Source organism: Pseudomonas sp. 9Ag (assembly GCF_902506445.1).
In the GTDB taxonomy this organism is placed as follows: Bacteria; Pseudomonadota; Gammaproteobacteria; order Pseudomonadales; family Pseudomonadaceae; genus Stutzerimonas; species Stutzerimonas stutzeri_AB.
The window spans coordinates 1246929-1263111 of the sequence record NZ_LR733836.1; the positions used below are offsets into that span (position 1 = coordinate 1246929).

Consider the following 16183-nt stretch of genomic DNA (forward strand, 5'->3'; position numbering starts at 1 on the left):
GGCGCGTGGTGGAGCAAGAGTCTTGGAACATCCTGATTGTCGAAGATGACCAGCGGTTGGCCGAACTGACCCGCGAGTATCTTGAAGGCAATGGCATGCAGGTCTCGATTGAGGCGGACGGCGCCCAGGCGGCCGAACGCATCATCAACGAGCGTCCCGATCTGGTGGTGCTCGATCTGATGCTGCCCGGCGAAGACGGATTGTCGATCTGCCGCAAGGTGCGTGACCGCTATGACGGGCCGATCCTGATGCTGACCGCGCGTGCCGACGACCTCGATCAGGTGCTGGGCCTGGAGATCGGTGCCGATGACTATGTGTGCAAACCGGTGCGGCCGCGGTTGCTGCTGGCCCGTATTCGCGCCTTGCTGCGGCGCCGGGAAGGTACAGAGGTGGCGGCAACTGCAGGCGGCAAGCGCGTCCAGTACGGCCCGCTGGTGGTCGACAATGCGCTGCGCGAGGCCTGGCTGCGCGGTGAGGGCATCGAGCTGACCGGTGCAGAGTTCGATCTGCTGTGGCTGCTGACCTCCAATCCGGGACGGATCATGTCCCGGGAACAGATCTTCTCTGAATTGCGCGGTATCGAGTACGACGGCCAGGATCGCTCCATCGATGTGCGTATTTCGCGCATCCGCCCCAAGATCGGTGACGACCCCGACCACCCGCGCCTGATCAAGACGGTGCGTGGCAAGGGCTACCTGTTCGTTTCCGAAGCGGCTGAAGCGCTGCAGTGAATTCGATCTTCCTGCGCATCTACGGCGGCATGCTCGCCGTACTGGTGCTGGTTGGACTGCTGGGCGTGGGCGGTCTGCATCTGCTCAACCAGGTACGGGCCGATCAGCATCGCGAAGCGTTGGCGGCCGGTACCTTTCGCCTGATGGCGCACAACATGAGCAACATGACGCCCATCGAACGGCGTCAGGCGGCGAACCTCTGGGGGCGGCTGCTGGGGATTCCGTTGCGGGTGCGCACTCTGGAAGACATCCGGCTGGAAAGCGGCCTGGAGACGCGACTGCTACGCGGTCAGGTCTTGGTGGAGCAGATTCGCCCCGGCAGCGTGACGATCTATTCCCTGGTCAGCGCCGACGACCGGCTGGCCCTGACCGGCGAGGTCGAGCAACTCAGCGAACAGCTGGCACGCGCCACTATCTACCTGCTGATCGACGAGCTGATCCGCTATCCCGAAGCCGAACAACCCCAGCGCCTGGCTGAACTGAAGACGGCGCGTGGGTTCGGCTATCCGCTCGAGCTGCTGACCCGCAACAGCGCCAGCCTCGACGACGATCAGCGGCGCCGGCTGGATGAAGGCGACACGGTGATGGCGCTGGTCAACGGCGGTGAGGCCATCCGGGTGTTCGCCGCGATTGCCGGAACCCCTTGGATCATGTCGCTGGGGCCGTTGCGTCAGCTCAATCCCTATCCGCCCGAGCTGCTGACATTGATCGGTGTACTGGGCCTGTCGCTGATCGGGCTGACGGTGTATCTGCTGGTACGCCAGCTGGAACGGCGCCTAAGGAGCGTCGGGCGCGCCGCCACGCGCATCGCTAACGGCCAGCTGGAAGCGCGCGTGCCGGATGCCGGAACCGATTCGGTCGGGCGATTGGCCAAGGCCTTCAACGGCATGGCCACTCACCTGCAGCGCTTGCTGGCGGTGCAGCGGGAAATGGTCAGCGCCGTGGCACATGAGCTGCGGACGCCGGTCGCGCGGTTACGTTTCGGCCTGGAAATGGCCGGCTCGGCGCAGACAGCGGAAGCACGTAATCGCTATCTGGAAGACATGGATGGCGATATCGACGACCTGGATCGCCTGGTGGACGAGATGCTGGTCTATACCCGCCTCGAACGGGGTTCGCCAGAGCTGACGTTCCAGGCGGTGGATCTCGGCGCACTGGTCGATCAGGTCATCGGAGAGCTGGCGCCATTGCGGCCAGCGGTGCAGGTCGAGCGCGGGCCCTGTAAGCCGGCCGCCGACGGCAGCAGCGTGGTCGATGCCGAGCCGCACTACCTGCGCCGCGCCTTGAGCAATCTGATCAGCAACGCCATGCGCCACGCCGAAACGCGAGTTCAGGTCAGCTTCGTCATCGATGGCGAGCGGGCGCAGTTGGTGGTCGACGATGACGGGCCGGGCGTGCCTGAAGAGGCGTGGGAAAAGGTCTTTGCCCCCTTCCTACGTCTGGATGACAGCCGCACCCGCGCGTCCGGCGGGCATGGTTTGGGGCTGTCCATCGTCCGGCGAGTTACCTACTGGCACGGCGGCCGTTCGCAGATTGGGCATAGCGACCTGGGCGGCGCGCGCTTCAGCCTGGTCTGGCCGCGCAAGCGGGTGAAGTAGGCGCTGAGATCAGCGCCCTGCGGCTATCGAGAGGTGTGTTGTCCGCGAAGTCTCGCGTCTGACTGTAACGATTCAGGCCGGAATGCTCACCAGGCTCAGCAGGTAATCATCGAACTGCGCGAACTGGCCCTCCAGCTCGGCGCCGGTCTTCCATTCTTCCGATAGATCATTGAGCAAACGCAGGCGGGCGTAACCGCTGCTGTCGTGGTGGATCAGCTCGGCTTCCTGGAAGTAGAAGCGCTTGTTGACCAGCGGATACAGCGCCTTGAACAGGCTTTCCTTGATGGAAAAGGTCAGGGTGACGCGTTGGGCGCGCTGGGTCTCGTCGAGTGCCGCGTAACCTTCCAGCTCGCGCGGCGTGAGGATTTCAGCGACCAGGCGGTCGGCCCGTGTAGTGGGAATCTGCTTCTCCACATCCAGCCCGAGACCGCGCCATTGCGCGCGACGTGCCACCACGGTCGCCGCCCAGCCGGCGCCATGGGTGATGGAGCCGACCACCCCGGCAGGCCAGTTGGGCGAGCGGTCCTCGTTCACAGCCGGGATGCACGGCACGCCCGTCACCCTGCGCAAGGCCTCGTGCGCACAGAGGCGGCCGGCAAGAAACTCGGTCTGGCGCTTGCTCACGGCGCTCATGCCCGGCACGCCGCAGCGGGTGAAGTCCTCGGAGTCGAGCAGGGCGGGGTCGAAGCGGGTGCTAATCAACTGCACGCCGGGCAAGGCGAGCGGCAGCGGCCAGTGATCGCTCAAAGGCGAGCAGCAGGCCGGGTGATAAAGAATGGAAGTCATGGGCGTTAGTGTGCCTCAGTGCCGGCCCGAGCGCAGTCCCGGTGATGCGCTTGGCGTGGGCATAAGACTCTTCGCGAGCAAGCTCGCGCCTACATGACCCGGGTTGGCCCCTGTAGTAGAAAGCCCGCTTTCCCGTGAGCCGGACGCGCGGGCGGGGCGGCCATCGATTTCAGCCCTGTCCCGATCTCGCATCCTAATATTCTTGCAGGAGCGAGCTGGCCCGCGGACCAGAACCGCGGGCGGGCCATGTTTCATCAGGCCTCCTCAGGTCGCGCAAGGATCTTCGGCGCCGCTTCGATGATCTGGCGCGACAGACTTTCCATGCGTGGCGACTGCACCTTCCAGGTGTGCCAGTACAGTGAGATGTCCAGCGGCGCGTCTGCGGCCAGGTCGACCACGATGCCCTCGGCCAATGCATCCTGCAGCAGCGGCTGCGGCACCATGCCATAGCCCAGCCCGTAGCGGATCGCATTGAAGCGAGGCTCGGCGCCGGGCACATAGTGGCAAGGGTAGGCGCCCTCGGGCAGGCCCAGCCGGCGAAGCAGGAACGAAGAGGTGAGGCGGTCCTTGTTGGTGTAGGCGACCACCGGCGCCTTGCGCGCGGCATTGCGGTTCAGGCCGTTGGGAAAGTACTGCTGCCGAAAGGCGGCGGACGCTACCAGGCGATAGCGCATGCTTCCCAGCGGGCTGGCCGTGCAGCCGCGCATGGGCTTGGGTTCGGTGCTGATGCAACCGATCGCCAGACCGGTTTCCAGCAGGCTGTAGGTGTGGTCCTGGTCCTCGACCGTCAGATCGAGCAGCACGCGTTCCTTGATCAGCACGTCGGCCAGCGCCGGAAAGAACCAGGTGCCCAGGCTGTCGGCATTGAGAGCGGCGACCACCACCAGCGGCGCGTCGCTGCGTTCGGCCAGGTCCGCCATCAGGTCGGCTTCAAGCAAGGTGGCCCGCTTGAGGTACTGCAGCAGCCGCTGGCCTATTTCGGTAGGGCGACAGGGGCGGCTGCGCACTACCAGAGCATTGCCCAAGGCGCTTTCCAGCGCTCGCACCCGCTGCGAAATAGCAGGTGGCGTCAGATGCAGGCGCAGGGCAGCTTGCTCAAAACTGCCGGTTTTGATGACCGCACGGAAGGCTTCAGTCTGTTTGGGATCAAGATTCAAGCCCTGCGTCCTCAGATTAAATAAATGTTTGTATAGCCTAATTTTGCTAAGTCACATCGATTGAATGGCAGTGTGCCCCATAATGGCGCCGTTTTCCCGCCTGCCTCTTCTGGAGTTCCGCTGTGACGCTGTTGCACATCATCTATCTGATCGCCATTACGGCCGAAGCCATGTCCGGCGCCATCATGGGCATGCGCCGCGGCATGGACCTGTTCGGTATCTGCATGCTCGGCACGGTGACGGCGCTGGGCGGCGGCACGGCGCGCGATGTGCTGCTGGGGCATTACCCGATCGGCTGGATCGCCCATCCCGAGTACCTTGGTTTCACCGTGGGCGCGGCCATCGTCACCGCCCTGGTCGCGCGGCACATGCATCACCTGCGGCAGGTGTTTCTGCTGGTCGACGGCCTGGGCCTGGTGGCCTTTACCGTGATCGGTTGCGGCGTGGCCATGGACATGGGCGCGCACCTTTCAATCGTCGTGCTGGCGGGGGTCATCACCGGCGTGTTTGGCGGACTGCTGCGCGACATTCTCTGCAACCGGGTGCCGATGGTGTTGCGGCGCGAGCTCTATGCCACGGTGGCGCTGTTCACTGGCGTGCTCTACGTGACGCTGCTCTGGCTCGGGATAGACACGTCCATCGCCTCGTTGGCCACGCTGTGTGCGGGCTTCCTGTTCCGGGTGCTGGCAATGACCTTCCAGTGGCAGCTGCCGCACTTTCAGGAGCGCGACGTCCGCGGGCTGGACTGAATTCGCAACCGCCAGGCGCCCAATCAAAACGCGCCTGGTTCTGCCTGACGTGCATTTGTCTTGCAACGCAGATTCCCGCCCTTCGAGCCGCTACACTAGCGCACTGGCCACCAGGGGAATGGAACCGTGCTGAGAGACCTAGGAATAAAGAGTCGGGTGCTGGTGTTGATCTTGTTGCCCAGCACGGTGCTAGCCGTAGCGCTTGGCATCTATTTCACCTGGATGCAGCTGTCGGAGATGCGCCATCAGCTCGATGCGCGCGGCCAGTTGATCGCCCAGCAGCTCGCGCCGCTGGCGGCTCCGGCCATGGCGCAGGGCTATGGCAAGCGGCTGCAGCGCATTCTCAATCAGGTGCTGGATCAGCCTGATGTGCGTGCGGTCTCCATCCTTGATGCCGAGCGCAATCTGCAGGCCCATGCCGGGCCGAACATGATCACCCCGTCGCCGCCAACCGATCCCGAAGCGCTGACTCAGGTCAGCAGCGTCGACACCACGCGCATCCTCCTGCCGGTGCTAGGCAAGCATCTGAATCTCGCCGAAGACAATCCCGACAACGACCTCCGCCTGATTGGTTGGCTGGAGTTGGAGCTGTCGCACCAGGGCACGCTGCTGCGCGGTTACCGCAGCCTGTTTGCCAGCCTGTTGCTGATTGGCGCCGGGCTGATCATCACTGCGCTGCTGGCGCTGCGCATGAGTACCTCAATCAGCAAGCCGCTGCACAGGGTCAAGGTGGCCGTGGCGCAGCTCAAGGACGGTCACCTGGAGACTCGTTTGCCAGCGCTCGGCAGCCATGAAATGGACGAAGTGGCGGCGGGCATCAACCGTATGGCCGAAGCCTTGCTGGCCGCTCGTGAAGAACTGCAGCAGAGCATCGACCAGGCCACCGAAGACGTACAGCAGAACCTCGAGACCATCGAGATCCAGAACATCGAGCTGGACCTGGCACGTAAGGAAGCGCTGGAGGCCAGTCGGATCAAGTCCGAGTTCCTGGCCAACATGAGCCACGAGATCCGCACGCCGCTCAACGGCATCCTCGGCTTTACCCACCTGCTGCAAAAAAGCGACCTGACGCCACGCCAGCAGGACTACTTGTCGACCATCGAAAAATCCGCTGACAGCCTGCTAGGGATCATCAACGAAATCCTCGACTTCTCGAAGATCGAGGCCGGCAAGCTGGTCCTCGACAACATCCCGTTCAATTTGCGCGATCTGATCGAGGACACCCTGACCATCCTCGGCCCGGCGGCGCATCAGAAGCATCTGGAGCTGGTCAGCCTGGTCTACCGCGACACGCCGCTATCACTGGTCGGCGACCCGCTGCGACTCAAACAGGTGCTGACCAATCTGGTCAGCAATGCCATCAAGTTCACCAATGAAGGCACCGTCATCGTCCGGGCGATGGTCGAAGACGAGCGCTCCGACCGCGCTCAGCTGCGCATCAGCGTGCAGGACACCGGCATCGGTCTGACTGATCAGGACCTGCGTGCGCTGTTCCAGGCGTTCAGTCAGGCCGACAATTCGCTCTCGCGCCAACCGGGCGGTACGGGGCTCGGGCTGGTGATCTCCAAGCGACTGATCGAGCAGATGGGCGGGGAAATCGGGGTCGACAGCATTCCGAAGGAGGGCTCTGAATTCTGGATCAGTCTGAGCCTGCCCAAGGCGCGTGACGACATCGAGGACCTGCCGCGGGCGGCGCTGCTCGGACGCAAGGTCGGCTTGCTCGAGCAGCATCCTTTGACACGCCAGGCGTTGCAGCACCAGCTGGAAAGCTGCGGCATGGAAGTGCTGCCGTTCGACAGCCTGGATCAGTTGCAGGCGGCGGTGTTCGAAGCCCATACCAGCGACACACCGATCGAGGTGGCCGTGCTCGGTGTGACCCATCGAGAAATCGCACCGCAACAGCTATGCCTGCGGCTCTGGGAGTTCGAAGGGCTGGGCTGCAAATGCATCGTGCTTTGCCCGACCAGCGAACAGGCGCAATACCACGAGGCGCTGCCCGAATCGCACACCCATGCCCAGCTGCAGAGCAAACCGGCCTGTACGCGCAAGCTGCAGCGGGTGCTGCTCGATCTGTTGCGGCCGCCACAGGCGATGATCGAGAGCATCGCCGTGTCGGAAACCCGACCGCCACGGGTACTGTGCGTCGATGACAACCCGGCCAATCTGCTGCTGCTGGAAACCCTGCTGACCGACATGGGCGGTGAAGTCGAGGCGGTGAGCAGCGGCGCCGAGGCGCTGGAAGCAGTCAAGCACAAGTCCTTCGATCTGGTGTTCATGGACGTGCAGATGCCGGGCATGGACGGGCGCCAGACCACCGAGGCGATTCGTCGCTGGGAAGATGACAGTACGCAGCCACCGATGCCGATCGTTGCGCTTACGGCTCACGCGCTGTCCAACGAAAAGCGCTCGCTATTGCAGAGTGGGCTCGACGATTACCTGACCAAGCCGATCAGCGAGCGCCAGCTGGCCCAGGTGATCCTGAAGTGGACCGGCCTGCCGCTGGCGCGCAGCTTTGTTGCAGCACCGCCTGAGACGGCGACGCCGGAAAACAACCTCAAGGTGCTCGATGCGGAAGAGGGGTTGCGCCTGGCCGCCGGTAAAGCCGATCTCGCAGCGGACATGCTGAGCATGCTGTTGGCCTCACTGGAGGATGACCGTCAGGTGATCCGCGAGGCGCGGTCGATAAATGATCGCCAGGCAATGATCGACCGCGTGCACCGGTTGCACGGCGCGACCCGCTATTGCGGCGTTCCGCAGCTGCGGGCGGCCTGCGAGCGCAGTGAAACCTTGCTCAAACAGAACCATCCAAGCGCCGCCCAGGCGCTGGATGAGCTGGACAGCGCCATCGAACGCCTGGAGAACGAAGCGCGAGTCGTCTAGCGGATCCGGCTGACGTCAACGTATTCGCGTTGACGTCGGGCCTATACCGGAAACATCCGGCACTTGCTCTGGGCGTGGCGGGCGCCCTGCGACGACGCAAGTCGCCGGGCTGCCTGGAGTTCCGGTGGCCGGTGCGGCGTCACTCGCCCATGACTACACCTTCGCGGCGCGGATCAGCGCCGCCGAACCAACCGCTGTCGCTACGCTGAATGGCCTGCAGCCCGCTGGTCATTTCCGTCTCGTTGACCTCGTGACCACGCGCTTTCAGCCCCTGTACAGTGCTGGCCGGGAAGCGTCCTGCTTCAAGCACTGTGGGGCCGTTGAAGCTGCCGAAGTTGGGCAGGTCGATGGCGCGTTGGGCATCGAGCCCCCAGTCGTACATGCCCAGCAGCGTCTTCGCCGTGAAGTGGATGATCGCCGCGCCGCCCGGCGAGCCGAGGCTCGCCAGGAACTGTTCACCCGTGACGTCGAACACCAGCGTCGGACTCATGCTTGAACGGGGACGCTTGTTCGGTTCGACTCGATTGGCCACTTGCCGACCCATCGCGTCGTAGGGTTCAAAGGCAAAGTCCGTCAGCTCGTTATTCAGCAGATAGCCCCCGGCGAGGCCGGTGCCGCCATCGTTGAGCAGGCGCGAGCCGAAGGCCTGCTCGATGGTGGTGGTCATCGCCAGTGCATTGCCCTCGGCGTCGACGATGCTGATGTGGCTGGTGCCGTATTCCGGCTGTGCCGCCTGCGGGGCGAACGAGACAGGCATCTCGCCGGGTTCTCCCGCTTCGGCGGTGCCCATGCTGCGCGGACCAATCAGCGCGGCGCGCTGTTTGATGTAGCTCGGTGCAAGCATGCTGTTCCAGGTGCGGCCGGGTACCGGCACGAAATCAGGGTCGGCCAGGTATTTGGCGCGGTCTGCATAGGCCAGGCGTGCGGCCTCGGTGTAGCGGTGCAGGAATTCGACAGAAGGCACCCCCTGATCGAGAGGCTGAACCGGCGGCAGCTGTTCCAGCATGCCGAGGATCTGCATCTGGGTGATGTGGCCCGATGACGGTGGCGGGAAGCCGCAAACCTGATAGCGCTTCTGCCAGAGGGTGCAAATGGCGTCGCGCTGGCGCGGTTGATAGCCTTCCAGGTCGTTCAGACTGATGCGGCCTGGGTTGGTCGGATGAGTGTTTACCTGCAGGACCAGAGAGCGGGCATTGGCCCCTGTATAGAACGCCTTGCTGCCGCGCTCGGCGATGTCCTTGAGCAACGCCGCGAGGGCCGGATTGCGCAAGCGATGGCCGACCGGCAGAGGCTCGCCATCGTTCTGGTAGTAGAACGCTGCCGCACGCCGGTCTTTGCGCAAGGCCGGGTCGCTGGCTAGCAGGCCATGCAGGCGTGGGCTGATCTCGAAACCGTCTTCGGCGAGTTCGATAGCCGGCTTGAACAAGGCGCTCCAGGGCAACTTGCCGTACTGGTCGTGAGCCCGTTCGAGCATCCTGACCACACCGGGCACACCCACCGACCGGCCGCCCACCACGGCGTCGAGAAATGCCATCGGCTTGCCGTCGGCCGTCAGGAAGAGTCGCTCGTCCACCGCTGCCGGCGCGGTTTCGCGCCCATCCAGGGCCGCGATATGTTCGCCATCCCAGTGCAACAGAAAGGCACCGCCGCCCAGCCCGCTGGATTGCGGCTCGACCAGACTCAGCACCATCTGAACCGCCACGGCTGCATCCATCGCGCTGCCGCCAGCTTTGAGAATCTCGTAGCCGGCTTCGGTTGCCAGCGGGTTGGCTGCGGCCACGGCGAAACGCTGAAAGGCCCAGCCGGGTTTGGCCGAGTAGCCGCTGGACGCCTCTGGCGCGGGCGGGATTTCGCTGGACGGGCGGTCCGGTTGAGTACAGGCGGTTAGGCTCAATAACAGTATCGAGGGAACCAGGGCGGCTCGTCCGGCGTGCATGGGATGTTCCTTGTCTGGGGCGGAAGGAAAATATGTAACTGATTACAGACCTGGCAGGCTGTTAAAAAACGTCGGCGAGGCAGGCAAGACGAGGCAAAAGGAGCCGAAGATGCGAGTTTAGTTGTTCTGAATGAGCATTCTGAGGCTGCTTTTAACGATGTATTGCCAACGCGGGTAGTTTTTAAACAACCTGCTTGATCACTGACCCCAGTTAGCCAAGCCTGATCGCTGCGGTTGGCAAAATCTTCGTACGTCCAATGTGCTGAGCCGTTCGTCTGCCTGCTTCGCCGAATGGGTCGGGCATCGGGCGCATCGACAGCCGTTTCGCGATGCCCGCCCGACCGAAGCAAGGGTATTGCGGTCTGCCCGTGGCCGATGGTTGCCGGTATCATGTGCGCCTCTCAAAGGCTGTGCGGTCCATCGAAGCCATGACAATTCAGTACCCGACCATCGCCGATTGCGTCGGCAACACCCCTCTGGTTCGCCTGCAGCGTCTCCCCGGTGAAACCAGTAACACCATCCTGGTCAAGCTCGAAGGCAACAACCCCGCTGGCTCGGTCAAGGACCGTCCCGCGCTGTCGATGATTGCCCGGGCAGAAGCGCGCGGCGATATCAAGCCCGGCGACACCCTGATCGAAGCCACTTCCGGCAATACCGGCATCGCCCTGGCCATGGCCGCGGCGATCAAGGGCTACAAATTCATCCTGATCATGCCGGACAACTCGAGCGCCGAGCGCAAGGCCGCGATGACTGCTTACGGCGCCGAGCTGATTCTGGTGAGCAAGGAAGAGGGCATGGAAGGTGCTCGCGATCTGGCGGTCAAGATGGCCGCGGAAGGGCGCGGCAAGGTGCTCGATCAATTCGCCAATGGCGACAATCCTGAGGCCCACTTCACCAGTACCGGACCGGAGCTGTGGCGGCAGACCCAGGGCAGCATCACCCACTTCGTCAGTTCGATGGGCACCACCGGCACCATCATGGGCGTGTCGCGCTACCTCAAGCAGCAAAACCCCGAGATCCAGATCGTCGGCCTGCAACCCATGGAGGGCGCGGCGATTCCGGGCATCCGGCGCTGGCCGCAGGAATACCTGCCGAAGATCTATCAGGCCGAGCGCGTCGACCGCATCGTCGACATGGCTCAAGACGAGGCCGAGCACGTCATGCGGCAGCTGGCGCGCGAAGAAGGCATCTTCTGCGGCGTGTCGTCAGGTGGTTCCGTGGCAGCGGCGCTGCGGCTGTCCAAGGAAGTTGAAAACGCGGTCATCGTGGCGATCATCTGTGACCGTGGCGACCGCTACCTGTCGACGGGCGTGTATGACCAGCCCTGATCGCGACATGACGCTGCAAGGCGGAACCTGCTGATGGCCAAGCGCAGTGGCGGTTTACGCTTTCAGCCCAGTGGTGGCGAGAAGAAGCCGCAGATTTCCACCGGCAAGAAGCAGCGGCTGAGCATCCAGCGGCTCGCCAACGATGGCCGCGGCATTGCCTTTCTCGACAACCGCACCTGGTTCGTCGAAGGCGCTTTGCCCGAAGAAGAGGTCGAGGCGCGCGTGCTGAATGCGCGCAGCCAGATTGTCGAAGCCCGCACCGAGCGGGTGATGGTCGCCAGCGCCCAGCGGCGTACCGAGCCTTGCCCCCATGCTCGGGTATGCGGAGGCTGCAATCTGCAGCACCTGAGCGCAGCCGATCAGCTTGAATTGAAGCAACGGAGCCTGGCCGAGCAATTGTCCCGCGTGGGTTCTATCGAGCCGCAGCAATGGGCGGCTCCGCTCAGCGGGCCCGAATTTGGCTATCGCAGGCGCGCAAGGCTCGCCGTGCGCTGGGACAACAAGGCGCGGCGCCTGGATGTCGGCTTCCGCGCCAGCGCTAGCCAGGACATCATCGCGATCCGCGAATGCCCCGTGCTGGTACAGCCCTTGCAAACGCTGTTGCCGGCGCTGTTAGCCGTGTTGCATGAATTGGACAAGCCGCAGGCGGTCGGTCACCTGGAGTTGTTCAGCGGGACTAGCGAAGCGGTGCTGGTGCGCCACACCGCGGCGCTGGCAGCGGAGGATTTGCAACGCCTCACCGAGTTCGCCAAGGCGCAGAACGTCCAGCTCTGGCTGCAAGGCGAGGATGCGCCGCAGCCGCTGGAGCCCGCTTACAGGCTGGGCTACCGCTTGTCGGCGTGGGATCTGGAGTTGGCCTGGCGACCCGGCGACTTCGTCCAGGTCAATGCGCCGGTGAACGAGGCAATGGTGGCGCAGGCGCTGGACTGGCTGGCAGCGGAAGAGGGCGAGCGGGTGCTCGATCTGTTCTGCGGGTTAGGTAACTTCAGTTTGCCGCTGGCGCGTAAAGGTGCACAGGTCGTGGCAATCGAAGGCGTTGGCGAGATGGTCGAGCGCGCCTGCACCAATGCGGAGCAAAACGGTCTTCACGGTGCGCACTTTTATCAGGCAGACCTGTCGAAGCCGCTTATTGATGCGCAGTGGGCCAAAGAGGGTTTCGCAGCCGTCCTGCTCGATCCGCCGCGTGACGGTGCCTTGGAAATAGTGCGGCAGATGACGACTTTAGGCGCACGGCGCGTTGTCTATGTTTCGTGCAATCCTGCAACGCTGGCGCGCGATGCTGCCGAGTTGATCGGCCAGGGCTATCAGCTGAAGCGGGCCGGCGTGCTGGATATGTTTCCGCAGACGGCGCACGTCGAGGCCATGGCGCTTTTCGAGCGGCCAGCGTAAGTCAGTTTCTTTTGACAGGCGATCGGCCTGTGGTTCAACCGACCGGCTCTTAGAAAGCCGGCGTATTCGACGCAGATGATGCGTAGAGGGAAGGTATTAGATGGTCCAGGTCAGAGCGCTTCAGCCGATCAACACCGACGGCAGCATCAACCTCGATGGCTGGCTCGATCACGTGCTGGGGATGGACCCGGCACTCGACCGCGACGCTCTCAAACAGGCTTGCGAGTTCGCCCGAACGGCGGAGCAGCAGGCCAACGCGGCACAGAACCTGTGGAGCGAAGGCACCTCCAGTTACCAGACCGGGCTGGAAATCGCCGAAATTCTCGCCGACCTCAAACTCGACCAGGACAGCCTGGTGGCGGCGGTTATCTACCGCGGCGTGCGCGAATGCAAGATCCAGCTGGCCGAGGTGCATCAGCACTTCGGCCCGGTGGTGGCCAAGTTGATCGAGGGCGTGCTGCGCATGGCCGCGATCAGCGACAGCCTCAACCCGCGCGAGTCGCTGGTGCTGGGCACCCAGACCCAAGTGGAAAACCTGCGCAAGATGCTGGTGGCGATGGTCGACGATGTGCGCGTCGCGCTGATCAAGCTGGCTGAGCGCACCTGTGCCATCCGCGCGGTCAAGAATGCCGATGACGACAAACGTCATCGCGTCGCGCGGGAAGTATTCGATATATACGCGCCGCTGGCGCATCGGTTAGGCATCGGACACATCAAGTGGGAACTGGAGGACCTGTCCTTCCGCTACCTCGAACCCGAGCAGTACAAACAAATCGCTCAGCTGCTGCACGAGCGACGGTTGGATCGCGAGCAGTACATCCAGAACGTCGTCCAGCAGCTGAAGGACGAACTGACCGCCACCGGAATACACCCGGAAATCGACGGACGTGCCAAGCACATCTATTCGATCTGGCGAAAGATGCAGAAGAAAGGCCTGCAATTCAGCCAGATCTACGACGTTCGCGCCGTGCGCGTGCTGGTGCCCGAGGTCCGCGACTGCTACACCGCACTGGGTATCGTGCACACCCTGTGGCGGCATATCCCCAAGGAATTCGACGACTACATCGCCAACCCCAAGGAAAACGGCTACCGCTCGCTGCACACCGCCGTGCTCGGTCCGGAGGGCAAGGTTTTGGAGGTGCAGATCCGCACCCAGGCCATGCATGAGGAAGCCGAGCTGGGTGTTTGCGCGCACTGGCGGTACAAGGGCACCGACGTCAAGGCCACCTCGAACCACTACGAGGAGAAGATCTCCTGGTTGCGTCAGGTGCTCGAATGGCACGAAGAGCTGGGTGACATTGGCGGCTTGGCCGATCAGCTGCGCGTGGATATCGAGCCGGACCGCGTTTACGTGTTCACCCCGGACGGCCATGCCATCGATCTGCCCAAGGGCGCCACGCCGCTGGACTTCGCCTACCGCGTGCACACCGAAATCGGTCACAACTGCCGCGGTGCCAAGATCAACGGGCGCATCGTACCGCTCAACTACAGCCTGCAGACCGGCGAGCAGGTCGAGATCATCACCAGCAAACAGGGCTCTCCGAGCCGCGACTGGCTGAACCCGAACCTGGGCTACATCACCACCTCGCGCTCGCGGGCGAAGATCGTTCATTGGTTCAAGCTGCAGGCCCGCGACCAGAACGTGGCGGCAGGCAAGGCGCTGCTGGAGCGCGAACTCGGGCGCCTCGATTTGCCGCCGGTGGACTTCGACAAACTGGCCGAAAAAGCCAATCTGAAGACCGCCGAAGACATGTTTGCCGCGCTGGGGGCAGGCGATCTGCGTCTGGCTCAGCTGGTCAACCATGCTCAGCAGCTGGTTGAGCCGGATACCCATGATGATGACCAGCTCGAGCTGATCCCCAGACGCCCCAGCACCAAGCCTGGCAAGCGCGGCGACGTGCAGATCCAGGGTGTCGGCAATCTGCTCACTCAAATGGCAGGCTGCTGCCAGCCGCTGCCGGGCGATCCGATTGTCGGCTACATCACCCTCGGTCGCGGCGTCAGCATTCATCGCCAGGATTGCGCCTCGGTGCTGCAGCTGGCCGGGCGCGAGCCGGAGCGGATCATCCAGGTCAGCTGGGGGCCGATCCCCGAGAAAACCTATCCGGCGGACATCAGCATCCGGGCCTATGACCGCTCCGGTTTGCTTCGCGATGTCTCGCAGATCCTGCTCAACGAGCGGATCAACGTACTCGCGGTGAATACCCGCTCAAACAAGGAAGACAGCACGGCGCAGATGACGCTGACCATCGAGATCCCAGGGCTGGATGCGCTGGGGCGACTGCTCAGCCGGATATCGCAGCTGCCCAATATTATCGAGGCGAAGCGCCAGCGTACCTCCTGACCTGCTGCGCTCGGCCATACGGCGTTGCAAGCTTGCTGAAAAATGCTCATTGGCAGAAGCCAACTCCGCTTTTTCAGCAAGCTTGCGCCTTGTCTGGCCTTCGCTCGCGACGGTCAGGTTGATGTACCGAGCTGCTGCGCTCGCGACGCTCGGGGCCCGGACGCATGAACGGGGTGGGTCGGAGGCTACAGCCAACTCCTCTTTTTCAGCATGCTTACGCCTTGTCTGGCCTTCGCTCGCGACGCTCGGGTCGCTGTAAAAGCTGGTAACAGCGTAGATACCGTCTTCCCCATTACCGAGCAAGGGCCAGTTGAGGGTCGAAACGCTGGCCCGATTTAAGTACCCCATAGGCGATGTGCAGCAGCTTGCGCATCGCTGCACAGACGATTTGTTTTCCGGATTTTCCTTTTGCACTCAGACGCTCGCGTAGAGCACTAATGGCCGGGTTGTGTGTGAGCGAGCAGACCGCCGGCATGTAGAGTCCAGCCCTCAAGCGANGCACTGCCCCGTCTGTCGGTCCGCCCGATGACCCCGCGCCGCGCCTGGGCTCCAGCGTCACCCGGCTTTATCCGGACTCTTCCGGCAGGCCTCCCTCCCCAGTGCCATACCTAACACCTCCTCACACAATGCTCAACCTGGACTTGACCGGTTCGAGGACCGGCTGCAGCTGTTGCCAGAAACCCTCGCATACCCGTGGCTCGCATAGCACCAATGGGTGTTGCGCGATTTCTTCCAGCGGAATCTGTCGATACGCCAGCAATTGATGCCGCGCGGGCAGGGCGACGATGAGCGGGTCTCGCCATACGGGAACGGCAACGAGGCCCTCGACACGAGCTAGGCTCTGGGTCAGTCCTATATCGTATAGATCGTCCTGCAGCCCCTTGGCCTGAGCCGAGGACGATACCTCGTACAGGCAGACTTCCACTTCCGGGTCCTGCTCTCGGGACTGAGCGAGAAGCGTGGCCAGTCGGGACTGGGGAATACCATCCGACAAGGCAACGCGCAGCCGCCCTCGGTAGCCCATTGCCGCACCCTTCACGCTGGCCTTCGCCTGGTCGACCACGGCGAAGATGCGGCGCGCCTCTTCCAGCAGCACTGTTCCCGCCCACGTGAGACGAGTACGACGTGTCGTTCGCTCGAACAGCTGCACGCCCAGCCTGTATTCCAGATCTTTGATGATTCGCGAAAGGGGCGATTGCTCAATATGCAGACGGGCTGCGGCGCGTGCGAAATGCAGTTCCTCCGCAACCACGACGAAACAGCGAAGATGACGAAGCTCCACGTT

At 63.3% G+C, this 16183-nt stretch carries 10 protein-coding genes and 1 pseudogene; 7 read left to right on the forward strand and 4 right to left on the reverse strand.

Going from position 1 to position 16183, the window contains the following annotated elements; genetic code table 11:
• Nucleotides 1–8: 8 nt before the first annotated feature.
• Together ALTERO38_RS05685 and ALTERO38_RS05690 are read left to right on the forward strand one after the other, a co-directional pair.
• Complete coding sequence (locus ALTERO38_RS05685) at nucleotides 9–731, forward strand: winged helix-turn-helix domain-containing protein (RefSeq protein WP_159967588.1); 723 nt, start codon at nucleotides 9–11, stop codon at nucleotides 729–731.
• Nucleotides 728–2329, forward strand: coding sequence for an ATP-binding protein (locus tag ALTERO38_RS05690; RefSeq protein ID WP_159967589.1), 1602 nt, complete (start codon nucleotides 728–730; stop codon nucleotides 2327–2329). The genes ALTERO38_RS05685 and ALTERO38_RS05690 overlap by 4 nt, the downstream gene beginning before the upstream one ends.
• Nucleotides 2330–2401: 72 nt before the next feature.
• On the opposite strand, the gene ALTERO38_RS05695 is transcribed toward ALTERO38_RS05690, so the two are convergent.
• On the reverse strand, nucleotides 2402–3115 hold the full coding sequence (locus tag ALTERO38_RS05695; RefSeq protein WP_159967590.1) for a 4'-phosphopantetheinyl transferase: 714 nt from the start codon (nucleotides 3113–3115) through the stop codon (nucleotides 2402–2404).
• A 254-nt stretch (nucleotides 3116–3369) separates the two neighbouring features.
• Nucleotides 3370–4272, reverse strand: a complete 903-nt coding sequence (locus tag ALTERO38_RS05700) for an HTH-type transcriptional regulator ArgP (protein WP_159967591.1) — start codon at nucleotides 4270–4272, stop codon at nucleotides 3370–3372.
• Nucleotides 4273–4394: 122 nt separating this feature from the next.
• Here ALTERO38_RS05700 and ALTERO38_RS05705 point away from each other — a divergent pair, with 122 nt between their 5' ends.
• Both ALTERO38_RS05705 and ALTERO38_RS05710 read left to right on the forward strand, forming a co-directional pair.
• Nucleotides 4395–5021 (forward strand): trimeric intracellular cation channel family protein, encoded by a 627-nt coding sequence (locus ALTERO38_RS05705; RefSeq protein ID WP_102838198.1) that lies wholly within the window; start codon nucleotides 4395–4397, stop codon nucleotides 5019–5021.
• A 126-nt stretch (nucleotides 5022–5147) separates the two neighbouring features.
• Nucleotides 5148–7901, forward strand: coding sequence for a response regulator (locus ALTERO38_RS05710; RefSeq protein WP_178114571.1), 2754 nt, complete (start codon nucleotides 5148–5150; stop codon nucleotides 7899–7901).
• A gap of 139 nt (nucleotides 7902–8040) precedes the next feature.
• Here the strand turns inward: ALTERO38_RS05710 and ALTERO38_RS05715 are convergent, their stop codons facing one another.
• Complete coding sequence (locus ALTERO38_RS05715) at nucleotides 8041–9837, reverse strand: gamma-glutamyltransferase family protein (RefSeq protein WP_159967592.1); 1797 nt, start codon at nucleotides 9835–9837, stop codon at nucleotides 8041–8043.
• 428 nt (nucleotides 9838–10265) lie between these two features.
• On the opposite strand from ALTERO38_RS05715, the gene cysM reads away from it, so the two are divergent.
• The 3 genes from cysM to relA all read left to right on the forward strand — a co-directional run bounded on the left by cysM (nucleotide 10266) and on the right by relA (nucleotide 14898).
• Nucleotides 10266–11165 carry a cysteine synthase CysM gene (gene cysM, locus ALTERO38_RS05720; protein WP_159967593.1) on the forward strand — a complete coding sequence of 300 codons (900 nt, stop codon included), beginning with the start codon at nucleotides 10266–10268 and terminating at the stop codon, nucleotides 11163–11165.
• Nucleotides 11166–11198: 33 nt separating this feature from the next.
• A complete protein-coding gene (gene rlmD, locus ALTERO38_RS05725; RefSeq protein WP_159967594.1) occupies nucleotides 11199–12554 on the forward strand; it encodes a 23S rRNA (uracil(1939)-C(5))-methyltransferase RlmD in 1356 nt (451 codons plus the stop codon).
• A 100-nt stretch (nucleotides 12555–12654) separates the two neighbouring features.
• Nucleotides 12655–14898, forward strand: a complete 2244-nt coding sequence (relA, locus tag ALTERO38_RS05730; protein WP_159967595.1) for a GTP diphosphokinase — start codon at nucleotides 12655–12657, stop codon at nucleotides 14896–14898.
• Nucleotides 14899–15523: 625 nt separating this feature from the next.
• Here relA and ALTERO38_RS05735 read toward each other — a convergent pair.
• Nucleotides 15524–16180, reverse strand: a pseudogene (locus tag ALTERO38_RS05735) (LysR family transcriptional regulator); the annotation flags it as partial.
• Nucleotides 16181–16183 lie beyond the last annotated feature (3 nt).